Origin of the sequence: Mycobacterium sp. DL99 (assembly GCF_004762045.1) — a bacterium.
Lineage (GTDB): Bacteria > Actinomycetota > Actinomycetes > Mycobacteriales > Mycobacteriaceae > Mycobacterium.
The window spans coordinates 5,699,353-5,717,918 of the sequence record NZ_SJOM01000007.1; the positions used below are offsets into that span (position 1 = coordinate 5,699,353).

Annotated in this window: 6 protein-coding genes and 1 pseudogene; 4 read left to right on the top strand and 3 right to left on the bottom strand. The window is 66.7% G+C overall.

The features are described from left to right. Window positions 1–3 precede the first annotated feature (3 nt). Entirely contained in the window at window positions 4–1,752 is a 1,749-nt protein-coding gene (locus EYZ64_RS27870) for an AMP-binding protein (protein ID WP_135458669.1), read from the bottom strand. Window positions 1,753–2,082: 330 nt separating this feature from the next. On the opposite strand from EYZ64_RS27870, the gene pks2 reads away from it, so the two are divergent. The 4 genes from pks2 (at window position 2,083) to EYZ64_RS27890 (ending at window position 12,590) form a co-directional block, all read left to right on the top strand. Continuing rightward, window positions 2,083–8,409 (top strand): sulfolipid-1 biosynthesis phthioceranic/hydroxyphthioceranic acid synthase, encoded by a 6,327-nt coding sequence (gene pks2 / locus EYZ64_RS27875; protein WP_135458671.1) that lies wholly within the window; start codon window positions 2,083–2,085, stop codon window positions 8,407–8,409. A gap of 48 nt (window positions 8,410–8,457) precedes the next feature. Beyond that, entirely contained in the window at window positions 8,458–9,276 is an 819-nt protein-coding gene (locus EYZ64_RS27880) for a GAP family protein (RefSeq protein ID WP_286175170.1), read from the top strand. Window positions 9,277–9,285: 9 nt separating this feature from the next. Beyond that, on the top strand, window positions 9,286–11,175 hold the full coding sequence (gene htpG, locus EYZ64_RS27885) for a molecular chaperone HtpG (protein WP_135458673.1): 1,890 nt from the start codon (window positions 9,286–9,288) through the stop codon (window positions 11,173–11,175). An 80-nt stretch (window positions 11,176–11,255) separates the two neighbouring features. Continuing rightward, window positions 11,256–12,590 (top strand): WS/DGAT/MGAT family O-acyltransferase, encoded by a 1,335-nt coding sequence (locus EYZ64_RS27890; protein ID WP_135458675.1) that lies wholly within the window; start codon window positions 11,256–11,258, stop codon window positions 12,588–12,590. A gap of 10 nt (window positions 12,591–12,600) precedes the next feature. Here EYZ64_RS27890 and EYZ64_RS32800 read toward each other — a convergent pair whose 3' ends face one another. Both EYZ64_RS32800 and EYZ64_RS32805 read right to left on the bottom strand, forming a co-directional pair. After that, window positions 12,601–13,422 (bottom strand): thioesterase domain-containing protein, encoded by an 822-nt coding sequence (locus EYZ64_RS32800; protein WP_502703028.1) that lies wholly within the window; start codon window positions 13,420–13,422, stop codon window positions 12,601–12,603. Beyond that, window positions 13,411–18,138: pseudogene (locus EYZ64_RS32805) on the bottom strand (class I SAM-dependent methyltransferase); the annotation flags it as partial. The pseudogene EYZ64_RS32805 and the gene EYZ64_RS32800, both read right to left, overlap by 12 nt. Between the last annotated feature and the right edge of the window lie 428 nt (window positions 18,139–18,566).

Sequence of the window (18,566 nt, forward strand, 5' to 3'; positions counted from 1 at the left end):
CGGCTACGCGTCCAGCCGGGCGAACTGGCCGTGCCGATAATGCTCGACACAGGCCGATCGTCGGACTTTTCCACTCGTGGTGATCGGGATCGAACCGGGCAGCACCGGAACCAGATCCGCGACACCGAGGCTGTGCGAGTGGGATATCGCCGAGGTCACTTCACGCTTGACGGCGGAGAGTTTGTCCATGGCCTCCTGGTGAGAGTCGCCCTGCTTTCTGACTTCGATGATCACGACCAGCTTCTCGGTGCGACCGTCCGGAACCGCGATGGCGGCGCACCGGCCCCGGGTGATCTCCTGGATTGTCGCCTCGATGTCGTCGGGAGAATGGTTGCGCCCGTACACGATCAGCAGGTCTTTGATGCGGCCGACCACGAACAGCTCGCCGCCGGAGTCGAAGCCGAGGTCCCCGGTGCGCAGCCAGGGCCCCTCGGGGGTGCCGTCCGAGGGCGATACGAGCTGTCCGCCGAACGTGGCCGCGCTCTCTGCGGGTCTGCCCCAATAGCCGGTCGCGACGTTGTCGCCGTACACCCAGATCTCGCCGACTGAACCGGGCGGGCATTCCACACAGGTATCGGAGTCGACGATGCGGACCATCGGTGACTGCGGCATCTGGTAGCTGACCAGGGGTGTGCCGCTGCTGTTTTCGCAACGCCGTGCCACGCCGGCGGTCAGCTTGTCGGATTCGAAACGCACGACGGTCGGTGGTCGATCGGGCGGGTTGCTCGTCACGTAGACGGTTGCCTCCGCGAGCCCGTACGACGGGCGGATCACCGCCGGGTTCAGCTTCAACCTCGCAAAGCGGTCGGTGAAGCGCTCAAGCGTTGCCGGATGCACCCGCTCGGCGCCGGTGATGATGACCAGCACATCGGAGAGGTCATGGCCGGCCAGGTCTTCGTCGGATGTCTTTCGCACGGCCAATTCGAAGGCGAAGTTCGGCGCGGCGGTGTAGGCACGACTATTGTTTGCCAAAAATTGCATCCACCGGGCCGGTCGTTGCAGAAACGCCATCGGGCTGGTGAGCACAGCGGGAACTCCCGTCAGCACCGGCGCGCAAACTCCGAGGTACAAACCCATGTCGTGGTAGAACGGCAGCCACGACACAACAGTGGCGCCGGGCGGAATGACATTTCCGAAGGCGGAAAAGTAGCCGGGCAACAGTTGCCGGAAATTGGCCATCAGGTTTTTGTGCGACATCATCACCCCGGCCGGGTTCCGCGTGGATCCCGACGTGTACTGCAAATACGCGGTGTCCGGGTGATCGTCGATCCCGGCTCCGGATGGCCCCTTCGGGGCATCGAGATCCAGCAGGTCGACTTCGACCATCGTCGGAGCCGATCCGCCGGGCTGGGAGGACACGTAGTCGGCTACCACGCCTGCGACCGCAGAGGTGGTGAGGATGACGGTCGGCGCAGCATCCTGCAGCACAGATCCGACGCGGTCATCGGTGGCGCCCCCCAGAGGCACCGACAGAGGGACCGCGATGAGCCCCGCCTGCATCGCGCCGAAAAAGGCCACGATGTAGTCGATTCCCTGCGGGGCCAGGATCAGGGCCCGGTCACCCGGCGCCCCGCACTGTTCGAGGTGTCGTGCCAGGTTCCGCGTCCGGCGATACAACTGCGCGAACGTCAGGCTCTCCGGAACTCCATCCCAATTATTTTCGTAATCAATAAAAGTAACCGCGGGGTCATCACCTTGAAGACCGGCACGCTCGTTCAGCAACGTCAGAATGGACGTATCACCCACGGGCATCAGGGTAACGCCGCGGCCGCGGCCGCATATCTGAAAAGCGCGGCAAACTTCAACTGCACCAAGTGTGCGTCACAGTTATGTCATTTGGCAGTACCGTCGCGCAAACTATTTGCATTCGATTGTATACAGCCGATTGATTGCTCAGATCGTGGGACAACTCCCCCCAGCGAATCTAGCGTGAATGAAGGTAACCGCCCGCTGAGGACCCCGCGCCGGCGACGGCGGTGGGCGAACACCGGCGTAACTGCGTCGGCTCACCGTACGGCGCCGGGCATCCGAACCGGTAGCGGCCAGTCCGCCAACCGGCCTCGGGGAGGAGGGCACTTGGCTATGACCGAGAGCACGCATGACAGATTGCCGGGTTCGGATCCCGGTTCGACCCCGCGGCCCTCGCGCGGCAAACCGGTCACCCCGGTAGCGGTCATCGGGATGGCCTGCCGGCTTCCCGGCGGTATCGATTCCCCCGAACGACTCTGGGAGGCGTTGATCCGCGGCGATGATCTGGTCACCGAGGTGCCGCCCGACCGCTGGGATGCCGACGACTACTACGACCCCGAACCCGGGGTGCCCGGACGATCGGTGTCGAAGTGGGGTGCGTTCATCGACGATGTTGCCGGCTTCGACTCCGAGTTCTTCGAGATCAACGAGCGCGAGGGCACCGCGATCGACCCTCAGCACCGGATTCTTCTCGAGACGTCGTGGGAGGCCATGGAAAATGCCGGCGTCTCCCGGGACGATCTGACGGACTCGAGCACCGGTGTCTTCGTCGGGCTTACGCACGGCGACTACGTGATGCTGGCCGCTGACGCCGAGGCCCTGGAGGCCGCGTACGGGTACAGCGGCACCAACTTCAGCCTGGCGTCCGGACGGGTCGCCTATGCGCTGGGGGTCCACGGTCCCGCGCTCACGATCGACACGGCCTGCTCCTCCGGGCTGGCCGCAGTGCACCTGGCCTGCCGCAGCCTGCACGAGGGCGAGAGCGACCTTGCCTTCGCCGGCGGTGTCACCCTGGTGCTGGACCCGCGCAAGTTCGCCTCCGGGTCAGCTGAGGGGATGCTCTCGCCAACCGGGCGCTGCCACGCCTTCGACGTCGCGGCCGACGGGTTCGTTTCGGGCGAGGGCTGCGCTGTCGTGCTGCTCAAGCGGCTGCCCGACGCAGTGCGCGACGGTGATCGGATCCTGGCCGTGATCCGTGGCACGGCCGCCAATCAGGACGGCCACACCGTGAACATCGCCACGCCGTCGGAAACCGCACAGACCGCGGTGTACCGAATGGCCTTGGCCGCAGCCGATATCGAGCCCGACACGGTCGGGATGGTCGAAGCGCACGGTACGGGCACCCCGGTCGGGGACCCGATCGAATACGCCAGCCTGGCGAAGGTGTACGGCGTCGACGGCCGCTGCGCCCTCACCTCGGTGAAGACCAACTTGGGGCATGCCCAGGCGGCCTCCGGCGCGCTCGGCCTGATGAAGGCCGTTCTCGCGGTGCGCCATGGTGTGGTTCCGCAGAATCTCCATTTCACCCGCCTACCCGATCAACTCGCCCAGATCGAGACCAATCTCTTTGTGCCCCGAGAGACCACACCGTGGTGCACCAACGGGAAGCATCCCCGACGGGCGGCGGTCTCGTCATACGGGCTGTCGGGGACCAACGTGCACGCCATCGTGGAGCAGGCACCCGAGCAGGCGCCGGAACTCACCGGGGCCGAAGCGCCGCCCGCGCCGGACGCGGCACCGATGTTGTTCCCGCTGTCGTCCACTTCGACAGAAGAGCTGCGTCACACGGCCGCCCGGCTGGCCGACTGGGTACAGGCGCACGACGATGCCGCCCTGCCTGATCTGGCGTACACCCTGGCGCGCCGACGCGTGCACCGACCGGTACGGACCGCCGTCAACGCGCGCACCCGCGCGGAACTCACCGCGGCGTTACGTGAGATCGCCGACGGCGATACCCCCCACCAAGCCGCTGCCGGGCGCAACGACCGAGGTCCGGTCTGGGTGTTCTCCGGCCAGGGATCACAGTGGGCGGCAATGGGTGCCGAGCTCCTGGCGACCGAACCGGTGTTCGCCGCCACCGTGGCCCAGGCCGAGCCGATCATCGCCGCCGAGTCCGGATTCTCGGTGACCGAGGCGATGTCGGCGGCACAGACGGTCACCGGTCAGGACCGGCTGCAGCCCACGCTGTTCACCATGCAGGTCGCGTTGGCCGCCGCCATGAGGGCATACGGGGTGCACCCCGCCGCGGTGATCGGCCATTCCCTGGGCGAAGGCGCGGCCGCCGTTGTCGCAGGGGCGCTTTCGCTGGAGGACGGTCTACGCCTGATCTGCCGCCGGTCGCAACTCATGTCCCGGATCGCGGGCACTGGCGCCACCGCCGCGGTGGAACTTCCTGCCAAGCAGGTACTTTCCGAGCTGACCGGACGCGGAGTCAGCGATGTCGTGGTGGCGGTCGTGGCCTCTCCGGAATCCACCGTCGTGGCCGGTGCCACACAGACGGTTCGCGAGCTCGTCGCCGACTGGGAACAGCGTGGGGTGATGGCTCGTGAGGTCCCGGTCGATGTCGCCTTCCACTCGCCTCAGGTCGAGCCGATCGTCAGTGACCTGACCGCGGCCCTCGCCGACCTGAAGCCGATGCCACCGGAGATCCCCTTCTACTCCGCGACCCTGTTCGATCCCCGCGAGCAACCGGTGTGCGACGCCGCATACTGGGTGACCAACATGCGCCGGATGGTTCGGTTCGCCACCGCGGTACAAGCGGCGTTGGAGGACGGGCACCGGGTCTTCGCCGAACTGTCGCCGCACCCGCTGCTCACCCGGGCCCTCGAACAGACGGCGCGCAGTCGCGAGACGCCGATGGCCGCCCTGGCCGCGATGCGCCGTGAACAGGCCCTGCCGAACGGGTTGCGTGGGTTCCTGGTCGATCTGCACAGCGCAGGCGCGGCAGTCGATTTCACGGCGCTCTCCCCGAGCGGGCGGTTGGTCGATGCGCCACTTCCTACCTGGACGCACGGCCGACTGTGGCTGAACGGGGGCGGCCACGATTCTCCGACGCACGGCGGTTGCACCATCGCGGTTCACCCGCTCTTGGGCCCCGGTGTGCGCCTGCAGGAGCAGCCTGAACACCACGTGTGGCAGGCAGATGTCGGCACGGCCGCCCAGCCCTGGCTCGCGGACCACCAGATCCGCAGCGTTGCCGTGCTTCCCGGAGCCGCGTACTGCGAGATGACGCTGGCGGCCGCGAACTCGGTGTTGGGCGCGGCTTCCGAGGTCCGGGACGTCCACTTCGAGCAGGCACTGCTGTTGGACGAGCAGACATGGGTCGGCGCGTCGGCGTTGGTGGCGTCGCCGGGGGTCGTCGACTTCACCGTGGATACGAATCACGAGGGCGACCAGGCACGCCACGCGAGCGCGGTACTGCAGGCCGCCGATGATGTGCAGCCACCCGCCTACGATCTGTCGGCGCTCCTGGTTGCACTCCCCGGTGACGAGATCGGTGACGAGGTCCGGAATCGTGTGAGTGAGCGCGGTATTCAGTACGGTCCGGCATTCGCCGGCATGGTCGCCGTGCACACCGGGGCAACCCAGGCCGTGCTCGCCGAGGTGGCACTGCCCCGCTCGATCCGGTCACAACAGGACGCCTACGTCGTGCACCCGGCGCTGCTGGACGCGTGCTTCCAATCCGTGGAGGCCATCCCCGACGTGCAGGCACTCGGCGGCGACGTGCTGGCGTTGCCACTGGGCGTCCGTCGCCTACGGAGCTACGGCTCGGTCCGCAACGCGCGCTACTGCTACACCCGGTTGATCCATGCCGACACCGCGGAGCTCGAGGCCGACATCGATGTGCTCGACGAGAACGGCTCGGTCCTGCTCAGGGTCCAGGGGCTACGACTCGGCACCGGTGTCTCCGGAAGCGCCCACGACGATCAGGTTCTCAGCGAGCGACTGCTGGCCGTGGAGTGGCAGCAACGTGACCTGCCGGAGGCGGAGTATGCCGACGCCGGATCCTGGCTGCTGATCAGTGCCACGGCCGCCGCCGATGCCGTGACGGCGAGCTTGGGCGATGTCCTGACCGCCCATGGTGCACAGTGCGCCACCATGAGTTGGCCCAGCCGAGACGATGACCCGTCGACGGGGCGCGAGCTCAGCAGCCGACTGCGCGGCGGGCAGTTCACCGGTGTGGTGATCCTGGCGGAACCGAAGAGCGGCGATGCCGGTGACCAGTTCCCGCTGCGGGGCCGCGATTACGTTCGCCACCTGGTGCACATCACCCGCGAACTGCCCGAGATACCGGGCGAACTGCCCCGCCTCTACGTGGTGACCCGCGGTGCCCAGACCGTGGTGGCCGGCGACGTGGCCAATCTCGAGCAGGCTGAGTTGCGGGGTTTGATCAGGGTGATCGGCGCCGAGCATCCGCACCTGGTGGCCACCCAGATCGATGTGGACGAGGCCACCGGCGCTGAGCAATTGGCGCTGCAACTGCTCAGCGGGTCCGAGGAGGACGAAACCGCCTGGCGTGACGGCCAGTGGTACACCGCCCGGTTGTGTCTTGCCCCGCTGCGCCCCGAGGAGCGACAGACCACCCTCGCCGACCATGAGCGTGACCGGATGCGGCTGCAGATCCGCACACCCGGCGACCTCGAGTCGATGGAACTCGTCGCCTGCGAACACCTTCCGCCGGGTCCGGGACAGATCGAGGTCGCCGTCACCGCGTCCAGCATCAACTTCGCCGACGTGCTGGTCGCTTTCGGCCGATATCCCGCCTTCGACGGCCGGCTTCCGCAGCTCGGCATCGACTTCGCCGGGGTGGTGACCGCGGTCGGGCCCGACGTGACCGGCCACCGGGTCGGCGATCATGTCGGCGGTCTGTGCGCCGACGGTTGTTGGGGCACGTTCGTCACGTGCGACGCCCGCCTGGCCACCACCCTGCCGGCCGGATTATCCGACGCCGAGGCCGCGGCGCTGACAGTCGCGAGCGCCACCGCGTACTACGGGCTCAACGACATGGCCCGCATCAGAGCGGGCGACAAGGTGCTGATCCACTCGGCGACCGGCGGGGTCGGCCAGGCGGCGATGGCCATCGCCCGCGCCGCAGGCGCGGAGATCTTCGCCACGGCCGGCAGTGAGCAACGACGGCAGTTGTTGCGCGACATGGGTGTTGAGCACGTCTACGACTCGCGGACTCTGGAGTTCGCCGACCAGATCCGCCAGGACACCCAGGGGTACGGCGTAGACATCGTGCTGAATTCGGTGACCGGCGCCGCCCAGCGGGCCGGCCTCGAATTGCTGGCATTCGGTGGGCGATTCGTGGAGATCGGTAAGCGGGACATCTACGGCGACACCCGACTGGGTCTCTTTCCCTTCCGGCGCAACCTCTCGTTCCATGCCGTCGACCTGGCGCTGATGTCCGTCAGTCACCCCGACCGGCTGCGGGAGTTGCTGGCCACGGTGTACCTGCTGACCGCGGAGGGCGACCTGCCGATGCCGGAGATCACCCGGTATCCACTTGCCGACGCCGCCAACGCCATTCGGACGATCGGCGGCGCCCGGCACACCGGCAAGCTCGTGCTCGATATCCCGCACACCGGCTCCAGCCGGCTGGTGGTTCCACCGTCACAGGTGCGGGTGTTCCGCCCCGACGGCGCGTACATCGTCACCGGTGGTCTCGGCGGGCTCGGTCTGTTCGTGGCCGAGAAGATGGCCGCGAACGGCTGCGGGCGCATCGTGCTGTCCTCCCGGTCACGGCCGAGCGCCCAGGCGCTGACGACCATCGACCGCATCCGTGCGACCGGCGCCGACATCGTGGTCGAGTGCGGTGACATCGCCGAGCCCGGCACCGCGCAGCGGTTGGTGGCCGCTGCGACTGCCGGTGGGCTTCCCGTGTGCGGTGTGTTGCACGCGGCCGGGGTGATCGAGGACGCGGCGTTGACCAACATCACCGACGAGCTCATCGAGCGGGACTGGGCCCCCAAGGTTTACGGCGCCTGGAATCTGCACACCGCCACCGCCGACCAGCCCTTGGACTGGTTCTGCTCGTTCTCGTCGGCCGCCGCACTGGTCGGCTCACCCGGTCAGGGCGCCTATGCAGCGGCCAACAGCTGGCTGGACGCATTCAGCTTGTGGCGCCGGGCTCAGGGCTTGCCCGCCATCGCGATCGCGTGGGGAGCCTGGGGGCAGATCGGCCGTGGCACCGATCTGGCCGAGGGGGCCGGCATCGCCATCACGCCCGACGAGGGTGCGTACGCGTTCGAAGCACTGCTGCGTCACAACCGCGCCTACACCGGGTACGCGCCGATCACCGGCACATCGTGGTTGAGCACCTTCGCCGAGCGGATACCTTTCGCCGAGGCGTTCCGGTCCAACGGCCAAAACCACTCGGGCACAAGCAAACTGCTCGCCGAGCTCGACAAGATTCCGGCCGAGGAGTGGCCCATCCGGGTGCAGCAGGCGGTCTCGACCCAGATCGGCCTGATCCTGCGCCGCAGCGTCGACCCGGACCGTCCGCTGTCCGAATACGGCATGGACTCACTGGGGGCGCTCGAATTACGCACCCGAATCGAAACCGAGACCGGCGTGCGGATTCCCGCCACCGGTATCACGACCATTCATGACTTGACGGAACTGTTGTGCGCGAACCTCATTCCCGCGAAAGCTTCGTGAGGCACACGATCGACAGATTGACATCACAATCGGACGGGGGAGACAACCATGTGGGGGTCACTGCTGGTACTGGCACTTCTGACGTCGATCAACCCCGTGCGTCTCGGCATCATCCTCGTGGTGCTGTCCCGGCTTCGGCCCCTGCGGAACCTGGTCGCCTACTGGTCGGGCGCGGCGATCATCGGGCTGACCACCCTGATCGTTCCGCTGATTGCGCTTCACGCCGCGCCGAGCTCGGCATCCTTTGCCAGAGATTTCGCCAACCCGACCGCGAACCCCGCTGCCCAACGGACTGCGATCACCATCGGTGTGGCTCTGCTGGTGATCGCCGTGGTGATGCTGGCACGTTCATTGATGCGAAGCCCGGCCCCGCACGGTCAGCAGGCGGTGGCGGACCCCGACGGCACCGGAAGCGTATCGACACTTTTGCTCGATTCATCGGCACCACCGGCGATCTCGCGTCTACTGCACTCGGCTGCGGCGGCTGCAGCGGAAGAAGGCGAATCACCGACCCGTCGGCTGTTCGGCCGGATCCGCGCTGCCTGGCGGGACGGGGCGCCGTGGATCTCGTTCGTCATCGGCATCATCGTGCTGCCGCCTCTCGACGGAGTGGTGTTCGCCCTTGCGATCATCGTGGCTTCGGGCGCCGTACTCGGCGTCCAGGTCGGCGCCGCGATCGCGTTCGTCATCGGCGTGCTGGCCGTGGAGGAGATCATTCTGATCAGCAACGTGGCCGCTCCAGCGAGGACGCAAGCAGCCTTGCAGCGACTCCACGACTGGGCGCGTACCCATCACCGGAAGTTCGCGGCCGCCATCCTCGCAGTCGTCGGCGTCTCGCTGGTGGCCCGCGGCATGGGCGGTCTCTAAGCTCTTCACATGCCACCACAGGTCGAGCACTTGGAATTTCAGGCCCAGGCACGCCAACTGCTGGAACTACTGATCCACTCGGTGTACTCCAACAAGGACTCCTTCCTGCGGGAGCTGGTCTCGAACGCCTCCGACGCCCTGGACAAGCTGCGGCTCGAGTCGCTGCGGAACAAGGACCTCAACACCGACACCTCCGACCTCCACATCGAGATCGAGGTATCCCAGGAGCCGCGGACGCTGATCGTGCGCGACAACGGGATCGGCATGACCCATGAGGAAGTGGTCGACCTGATCGGCACTCTCGCGAAATCGGGTACCGCCGAGCTGCGTCAGCAATTGAGCGAGGCCAAGAATGCGGCCGCCTCAGAAGAATTGATCGGCCAGTTCGGTGTCGGCTTCTACTCGACGTTCATGGTGGCCGACCAGGTCGAGTTGCTGACCCGCAAGGCCGGCGAGAGCGGCGCCACCCGATGGGTGTCCAGCGGTGACGGCACGTACACCATCGAATCCGTCGATGACGCTCCCCAGGGCACCTCGGTCACGCTGCATCTCAAGCCCGAGGACGCCGAGGATCAGCTGCACGACTACGCCGCGGAGCCGAAGATCAGAGAGCTCGTCAAGAAGTACTCCGACTTCATCGCCTGGCCGATCCGGATGCACGACGAGACGCTCAATTCGATGAAGGCGCTGTGGGCGAAGCCCAAGGACGAGGTAACCGAGCAGGAGTACAGCGAGTTCTACAAGCACATCGCCCATGCGTGGGACGACCCGCTCGCGGTCATCCCGATGAGGGGCGAGGGCACCTTCGAGTACCAGGCCCTGCTGTTCATCCCCTCCCACGCCCCGTTCGACCTGTTCACCAGGGACGCCAGAGTCGGGGTGCAGCTGTACATCAAGCGCGTTTTCGTCATGGGAGATTGCGACGAGCTCATCCCTGCCTACCTGCGCTTCGTGAAGGGAGTGGTTGATGCACAAGGGATGTCGCTCAACGTCTCCCGCGAGATCCTCCAGCAGGACCGGCAGGTCACCGCGATCCGCCGGCGGCTGACCAAGAAGGTCCTGTCGACGATCGCCGATCTGCAATCGGGGCGGCCGCAGGACTACCGCACGTTGTGGACTCAGTTCGGCGCCGTGCTCAAGGAGGGCCTGATGTCGGACCCGGACAACCGGGACACGCTGCTGCGGGTTTCATCCTTCGCGTCCACCGTCTCCCTCACAGCAGGAGACGACGGGCTCACCACGCTGGCCGGGTACGTCGAGCGCATGAAGGACGGTCAGGACCAGATCTTCTACGCCACCGGACCCTCGACCGAGCAACTCCTGAAATCACCGCACCTGGAGGCGTTCAAGGCCAGAGGGTACGAGGTGCTGTTGCTGACGGACCCCGTCGACGAAATCTGGGTGGGGTCGGTACCGGAGTTCGACGGCAAGCCGCTGCAGTCGGTCGCCAAGGGCGAGGTGGACCTCGACTCCGACGAGGAGAAGTCGGCCCACGAGGCTGAGCGCACCGAGCAGGAGAAAGAATTCGCCGACCTGCTGGCCTGGCTGACGGAAACGCTGAGTGATCACGTATCGGAGGTGCGGTTGTCCAGCCGGCTGACGGCGTCGCCGGCCTGCTTGATCACACCCGCATTCGGCATCACCCCGGCGCTGGCCCGCATGTACCAGGCGTCCGGACAAGTGGTTCCGGTCGGAAAGAGAATTCTCGAGCTCAACCCGGTGCATCCGCTCGTCACTGGCCTACGTCAGGCCTACCGACCAGGCGGCGCCGACCTGAATCAGCTCACCGAAACTGCCGAACTGCTCTATGGCACAGCACTTCTCGCTGAGGGCGAGATTCCCGAGGACCCGGCCAAGTTCGCCGGCCTGCTCGCAGACCGGCTGGCTCGCACAGTCTGACCCCCGCCGTCGCGGCCCGGTTCGGTGGTAACCCTGTCGTTTTCGAACGAATCCGCGGTTAGGCACGTACCGTTCGGAATATGAGCAATGTACTCGATTTGCTCGACCAGACCACGTTCGACGTCGGACGGGCCACCGGGGCAAACAGTCTCATGCAGGGCGTCTGGATGTACGACCACCCGATCGACGTCGACGGTCTACGGCGGTTCCACTCCAATCTTCAACGTGGACGATTATCTCGGTGTATCGAGAAGTCGCCGTTGCTGTTCGGGCGCCACCGCTGGGTAGCACCTCGGAGTTCCTCCGACATCGAGGTCGCGTCGGCGCGGCCACGCGAGGAATTCGACGACTGGCTCGACGAGCGGGCCTGCGCCCCACTGGATTGCGAGCACGGGCCCGGATGGCACCTTGCGATGGTGCCGTTCACCGACGGCGGCACCGGGGTGAGCCTGGTGGTCCCGCACTGCCTCATCGACGGCGTCGGGCTGTGGCACGCGCTGGCGGATGCGGCGGCAGGCCGCGAAGACCCGGTCCACTGGCCGGCCGCCGCATCCCGCCGGCGGTGGCAGGCCCTGCGCGCGGACGTCCGCCAGTGCGCACGCGACATCCCGGCCGTGGGCCACGCCATCGTCGCCGCCGCCCGGTTGGGCCGGCGTGCCCGCCAAGGCGACGGAATCGGGACCCCGCTGACGCCCAAGTCACGGATACTGCCTCCTGGAACCGAGCCATCGATCGCGCTCCCGATGGCGACGGTCTTCGTCGACGCCGACGAGTGGAAGGCTCGCGCACAGTCACTCGGCGGGACCACAAACGCGTTGCTGGTGGGATTGGCGGCGCGACTCGCTCAGCGCGCGGGGCGGATCGGCGCAGACGGCTCCGTCATCGTGATGATGCCGGTGAGCGAGCGGACTCCGGACGATACGCGCGCCAATGCGATCGGGAATGTGGGCGTGACGGTGGACCCGGCACAGGCAACGACGGATCTGGGCGACATCCGCACGGCGATCAAGCAGGCCCTGATCCGTCACCAGGAGGCGTCCGACGACGAGTACGCGGTGAACGCCCTGGTTCCCCTGTTACCCAAGCGGATTCTGAGGGCGGCCGGCCTGGCGAGCAGTGTCGCCGCACCCAACCTGGTCGGCGCGTCCAACGTCGGCACCATCGATCCGGTCGCCGGCCGGGCAGATGGCACCGACGCCGATGTCTTCGCATTGAAGATCCTCCACACCGGCGTGACCATGACGATGCTGCAACGGTTCGGCGGGGTGCAGTCGTTCCTCTCCGGAACATCCCACGGAAAGGTCTTCGTCTCCGCGGTTTCTTACCGGCCCGGCCGGACTAACTCGAATACAGCTCTACAGCAAGATCTTTCGAGTGCGCTGAGCGATTTTTCACTGACCGGCACGTACCTCTGAACACGCCTGCTCAACTGTCGACGCAGACCTGCCTGAGCTGTTCGCCGTACGTGCTGACCGCCGGCGCCGTCAGCATGTCCTCATGCGTGCAGTCGACGAAGTACTCCGCGATATCGCCGACCACATAGGGGCGCCAGTTCTGTTCGGCGGACGACGTGGGAGCGGTTTTCCTGCGCAAGGCCGAGAAGATGACCATGTCACCGTCGAACAGGCCCGGCTCGTGAGTCTGATACAACGCCACATTGGTGTTCACATTTAGAACGGTCATGTCCAAAAGCGGTTTGTAGCGGGAGAACTCGACGCCGGTCAGTTCCCGCACGAGTTCCTCGACCCGCTCATAGGTGAGAGGCTCGTCCGAGTCCTGCGCACCGATGCCCGCGAATCGCAGGATCTCCTCGAGGACGTCCTCCTCCTTGACGAGGCGGTTCGGGATGTTGGCGTCGTCCTCCGGCTGGGCGTCGAGAAGAATCAGCCGTCGGACGACGCATCCGCGTCGTTGCAGTTCGATGGCGATCTCATGGGCGACGACGCCGCCGAAGCACAGTCCGAGGAGGTCATACGGACCGGCGGGATGGACTTTCTGAATCCTGTCCGCATAGTTCTTCGCCATGTCGCGAATCGACTCGGGCCAGCTTTCGCCGCTGTCCAGGGTCTGTTGCACTCCGAGGATCGGACAGTCCAGATAGTTGCCCAACGTGGAGTAGGCCCAACTCATACCGGACCCCGGGTGAATGCAGAACAACGGCACGCCGGTGCCCTGCTTCAGCGGTTGAACCGGAATCACTTCCTGCACACCGATGGTGTCCGATTGCAGCCGCTCACTGAGGCTCATCACGGTGGGCGCTTCGAACACCGTGGGCACGGACAGATCGATGTTCAGTGCGGTCTTGATCGCCGCGATCAGACGCATCGCCGTCAGCGAGTCCCCGCCCAGGGCGAAGAAGTCATCATCGAGCCCCGCCCGCTCCACACCCAGCACATCGACAAACGCCTTGGCGACGGTCTTTTCGATCGGGGTCTGCGGCTCTCGGAACGTCGCGGCGGCGAATACCGGCTCCGGCAGCGCCTTTCGGTCCACCTTTCCCGATGAGGTCAACGGGAACTCGTCGAGCACCACGATCTGGGTCGGCACCATGTACTCGGGCAACCGCGTGCTCAATTGCTGGCGAACCACGCTGATCTTGGTGTTGGTGGCCGGATCATTGGCCAGGCTGCCGCGGTCCCCGGCACCGTTGTGGGGCAGATAGATATCGGTGAGCGCCCCGCCGTGCTCGATCTCGGTCAACGCAATGAAGATCGCATCGACGGTGCCGGGCTCGGCACCCCAGGTGACCGCCACCCGATATCGGGTCGCCTCTCCGAGGCGGTGCAACTGCTCGGGTGTGACGGTGCCGTCGGGCGTCGAGGTGGAAGCCGCGGCGGCGGCTTCCCCAACGGACCGACCGGCGGCCAGGGCCTGTTCGATGCGCACATCGGCGAACACCCCGGCGCGGGGTATGGCACTGATGCGCACGATCGGTGGACGTTCCGACATGAGCCGGCTGTGCATCCCGCTCACACCCGCACAGTCGGTCCACGCCCACGTCGGCACCTCCGCCAGGCAGCGCACGGCCGCGGGCGTCTTGTGGATGACGACGTCATAGCGGTACCGCGTGAGCTCGTTGTCGGCCACACCGCGCTTGACCTGGATGTCCACCCCCGCCACCGATGGCCGGCCGGCCGCCCAGGTGGTGAAAAACTCTGGCGCCAGGACCAATTCGTGCTCGTCCACGACGGCACGATGTGCCCGTTTACGAATCTCGTCGCCGTCCTCGGTAGTGGCGCACGCCAACGCGATGCCGGTCTGGAATGCGTCCTGCAACCCGAGGTTACGCACGTCGCCGACAAACACCGCGCCGCCGGGAGCCAGCAGTTCCACTGCCTTGTCCATGACCTCGGCCAGGTAGCCCGCACTCGGAAACTTCCCGACCACCGAGTTGAGGATGACGGTGTCGAAGTGCCCCTGCGGAAGTGCGCCGGTGACGTGCTCGGATTGCGTCAGGAGGTGCACCCGGTCCCGCCACGGTTGCCTCGCCACCGCCGCCTGCAACGTCTGGATGCGCGGCGCGACAAAGTCTGTCGCCCAGTATTCCTCGCACTCCGGGGCGATCTGGGACAGGATCTGTCCGGAGCCCACACCGATCTCGAGCACCCGCCGCGGCCGCAGCCCGAGGACGCGGTCCACCACCGCCGAACGCCATTCGGCCATCTCCGGCAAGGGAATCGGTTCCCCGGTGTAACTGCTGCGCCAACCCCGGAAGTCGCCGCCGAACTCCGACATCTCCAGTTCGGCGTCATACAACTCGTCACGGCTACCGCGCCTCGGGTCGACGATGTCGGCTCCGTCGCCGACGAAGCTCGCCGCCTCCAGCGTCACGTAGGCAACCAGGTGGTCGGCGGTATCGCCACGGTGCACCGCCGCAGCGGCACGACTCACCTGCGAGCAGGCCAGCAGGGCGTTCTCGATCTCACCCAACTCCAGGCGTTGACCGCGCAGCTTCACCTGGGCATCGGCCCGGCCCAGGTAGTCCAGCAGTCCCACGGCGTTCCAGCGCACCAGGTCGCCGGTGCGGTACATCCGGGCCCCCGGCACACCGGTCAGGCCGGAAGGATCGGCCACGAACCGTTCCGCAGTCAGTTCCGGCCGGCCCACATAGCCGCGCGCCACCGCAGGCCCGGCCACATACAACTCCCCAACCAGGCCTACCGGAACCGGGTTCAACCGCGCATCGAGCACCAGCGCGCACACGCCGCGGATCGGGGCTCCGATACTCACCGGTTGTCCCGCTGACAGCGGCGCACAGGTGACCCACACCGTGGTTTCGGTGGGGCCGTAGCCGTTGAACATCCGCCGGCCCGGCGCCCAGGCAGCCACCAACTCCGCAGGCACGGCCTCACCCACCGCGATCACCGTGCCCAACCCGTCCAGCCGGGCACGGTCCAGCGTCGCCAGCACCGTCGGGGTCAACACCGCCGCGTCGACGCGCTGACCGGCGAGTATCTCGGTCAGTGCTTCACCGGCATACGAATCCGGAGGCGCCACCACCAGGGCGGAGCCCGAGGCCACCGCGAGCAACCACTCACCGACCGACGCATCGAAGGTGGGTGCGGAGACCATCAAGACCCTTGACCGGGGACCCAGTCCGAACATCTCCCGTTGCGCCGCCGCCCAACCGAGCAGACCGGCATGGCTGACCTCTACCCCCTTCGGGGTTCCGGTGGATCCCGACGTGAAGATCACGTACGCGGCATCATGAATGTCCAACGCCGCCAACCGATCCGCATCAGTGATCGGATCCGCGGGCCATCGGGACAGATCGAGGGCGTCGAAGCGCAGCACCGGACGCTGCCCGGCGCCACCGACAGCATCGACATCGCGGGTCAGGACACAAACGGCGTCGACGGTGTCGAGCAGGGTCGCGATCCGCGCCTCCGGATGAGCCCGATCCACCGGGACGTACACGCCGCCGGCCTTGAGCACCGCCCACCATGCCACCACCAATTCGGCTGAGCGGCCCATCGCCACACCCACCGCGCGGTCCGGCCCCACCCCGGCATCGATCAACACCCTGGCCAACCGACTGGAGAGCTCATCCAGCTCGCGGTACGTCAGGATCCGCTGCCCGTCGATGATCGCAGGAGCATCCGGATCCGTGGCGACGGCCGAGGCCAACAGCTGATCCCCCAACCCCACCGGGGCTGTCAGGTCAGCGCCGGACAACTCGTGCAGCACCAGTTCCCGCTCGTCGGGATCGAGCAGATCCACGTCGCCCACCACCACCGACGAATCGGCTGCCACCGCCTCGAGCACCCGACCGAACCAACCCACGAACCGCTCGATCGTGGCGCGGTCGTACAGATCGGTCGCGTACATCACCATGCCGGCAGCCATCGGTGCACCCGAAGCTTCGTTGCGCACCTCGCTCAGATGGATGTCCAGGTCGAACTTGGCTGTGCTCGTATCTGCCTGCAACGCCTCGACACTGACCTCGTTGATCTCCAAGGCCTCGGGCCGCATGTTGTTCTGGAACACCATGAGTACCTGGAACAGCGGGTGGTGCGAGGTGGAGCGCACCGGGTTGAGCTGCTCCACCAGCAATTCGAACGGCACATCCTGATTGCTGTACGCATTCAGCGCCTTCTGGCGCACCTGTTCCACCACATCGGCGAACCGCAGGGCAGGGTTCACCCCGACCCGCATCACCAGGGTGTTGACGAAGAACCCGACCAACTCATCGAGCGCCTTGTCGGTTCGTCCCGCGATCGGGGTGCCGAGTGCGACATCCTCCCCGACCCCGGCCCGGTGCAGCACCACCGCCATCGCGGCCTGCAGCACCATCGACACCGTCGCATGACGCGCGTCGGCCAACGCCTTGACCCCTGCCCAGGTCTGCGGATCGATGTGCAGCGGCACCTCGTCGCCCCGATAGCTGGGCACCGGTGGACGGCGCCGGTCCGTCGGCAGCGACACCACCTCGGGCAGCTCCGCCAACTCGTGGCGCCAGTAGCCGAGCTGCGTGGCGAGCACGCTGTCGGGATCGGACTCCGAACCCAGCCACTCCTGTTGCCACAACGCGTAATCGGCGTACTGCACCGGTAATGGTTCCCATTCGGGGGCCCCTCCCCCGCACCGGCTGGCGTAGGCCAACCCCACGTCGCGCACCATCGGGGCCATCGACCAGCCGTCGAAAGCAATGTGATGCACCACAATCGCCAGTACGTGCAGCTCGGGACCCAGCGCGTAGATCTGCGCCCGAATCGGGATCTCGGTGGCCAGATCGAACCGATGTTCCACCAGGGCCATCAGCTCGCGCGCCACGTCCGACTCCGACAGCGGCACCACTGCCGGGCCCCCACCTCGCCACATCCCGGCCTCGGCAGGCAGCACTTCCTGGAAGGCCACCCCGTCGGTGTCGGGGAAGACCGTACGCAGCGACTCGTGCCGGACGATCACATCGTCGAGCGCCTCGCCCAGCGCGTCCACATCCAACGGCCCGTTGATCCGCAACACGTTCGGCATGTTGTAGGTCGCGGCCCCACCCTCGAACCGGTTGAGGAACCACATCCGCTGTTGCGCATAGGACAGCGGAATACGTTGTGGCCGTGGCACTGCCTGCAGTGGAGGCCGGCTGGCCCGGCCCTGGTTCCGGTCGAGGTAATCGGCCAGGCTACCCACCGTGGGCGCATCGAAGAGGGACCGTACCGGCACATCGCGACCGAGAGCCGACTGCAGTCGGGCACACACCCGGGTGGCGATCAACGAATCGCCGCCGAGAGCGAAGAAGTCGTCATCGAGGCCGACCCGACCGAGGCCCAGCACCTCGGCGAAGGTCTCGGCAACAGTCTTCTCGGTCGGGGTCCGCGGCGCGCGGAACGCGGTAACGGTGAACACCGGTGCGGGCAGAGCCTTGCGGTCGATCTTGCCCGAGGACGTCACCGGGAGCTCGTCCAGCACCACGATCTGGGTCGGCACCATGTAGTCGGGCATCCGCGCACTCAACCACTGCCGCACCGCGCTGACCTTGCTGTTGGCATCGGGATCGTTGGCCAGGCTGCTGCGCTGCTGCACCCCGGACGCCGGCCGATACAGATCGGTGAGTGCTGTTGTGTAGCCGGGGTGGTCAGCCGATATGAACGTCGCCTCGACCGTGCCGGGCTCGGCACCCCAGGTGACCGCGACGCGGTACCCCGCCTGCTCACCCAACTGATACAACTGTTCGGGCGTAACGGCATCGGCGTCGGGTGGGGCATCCACCACCTGCCCTCCGGCAGCCAGGGCCTGCTCGATGCCCACATCGGCGATCACGCCGGCGCGGGGTATGGCACTGATGCGCACGATCGGTGGACGTTCCGATATGAGCCGGCTGTGCATCCCGCTCACACCCGCACAATCCGCCCACGCCCACACGGGTGCATCCGCCGGCGAGCACACCGCGG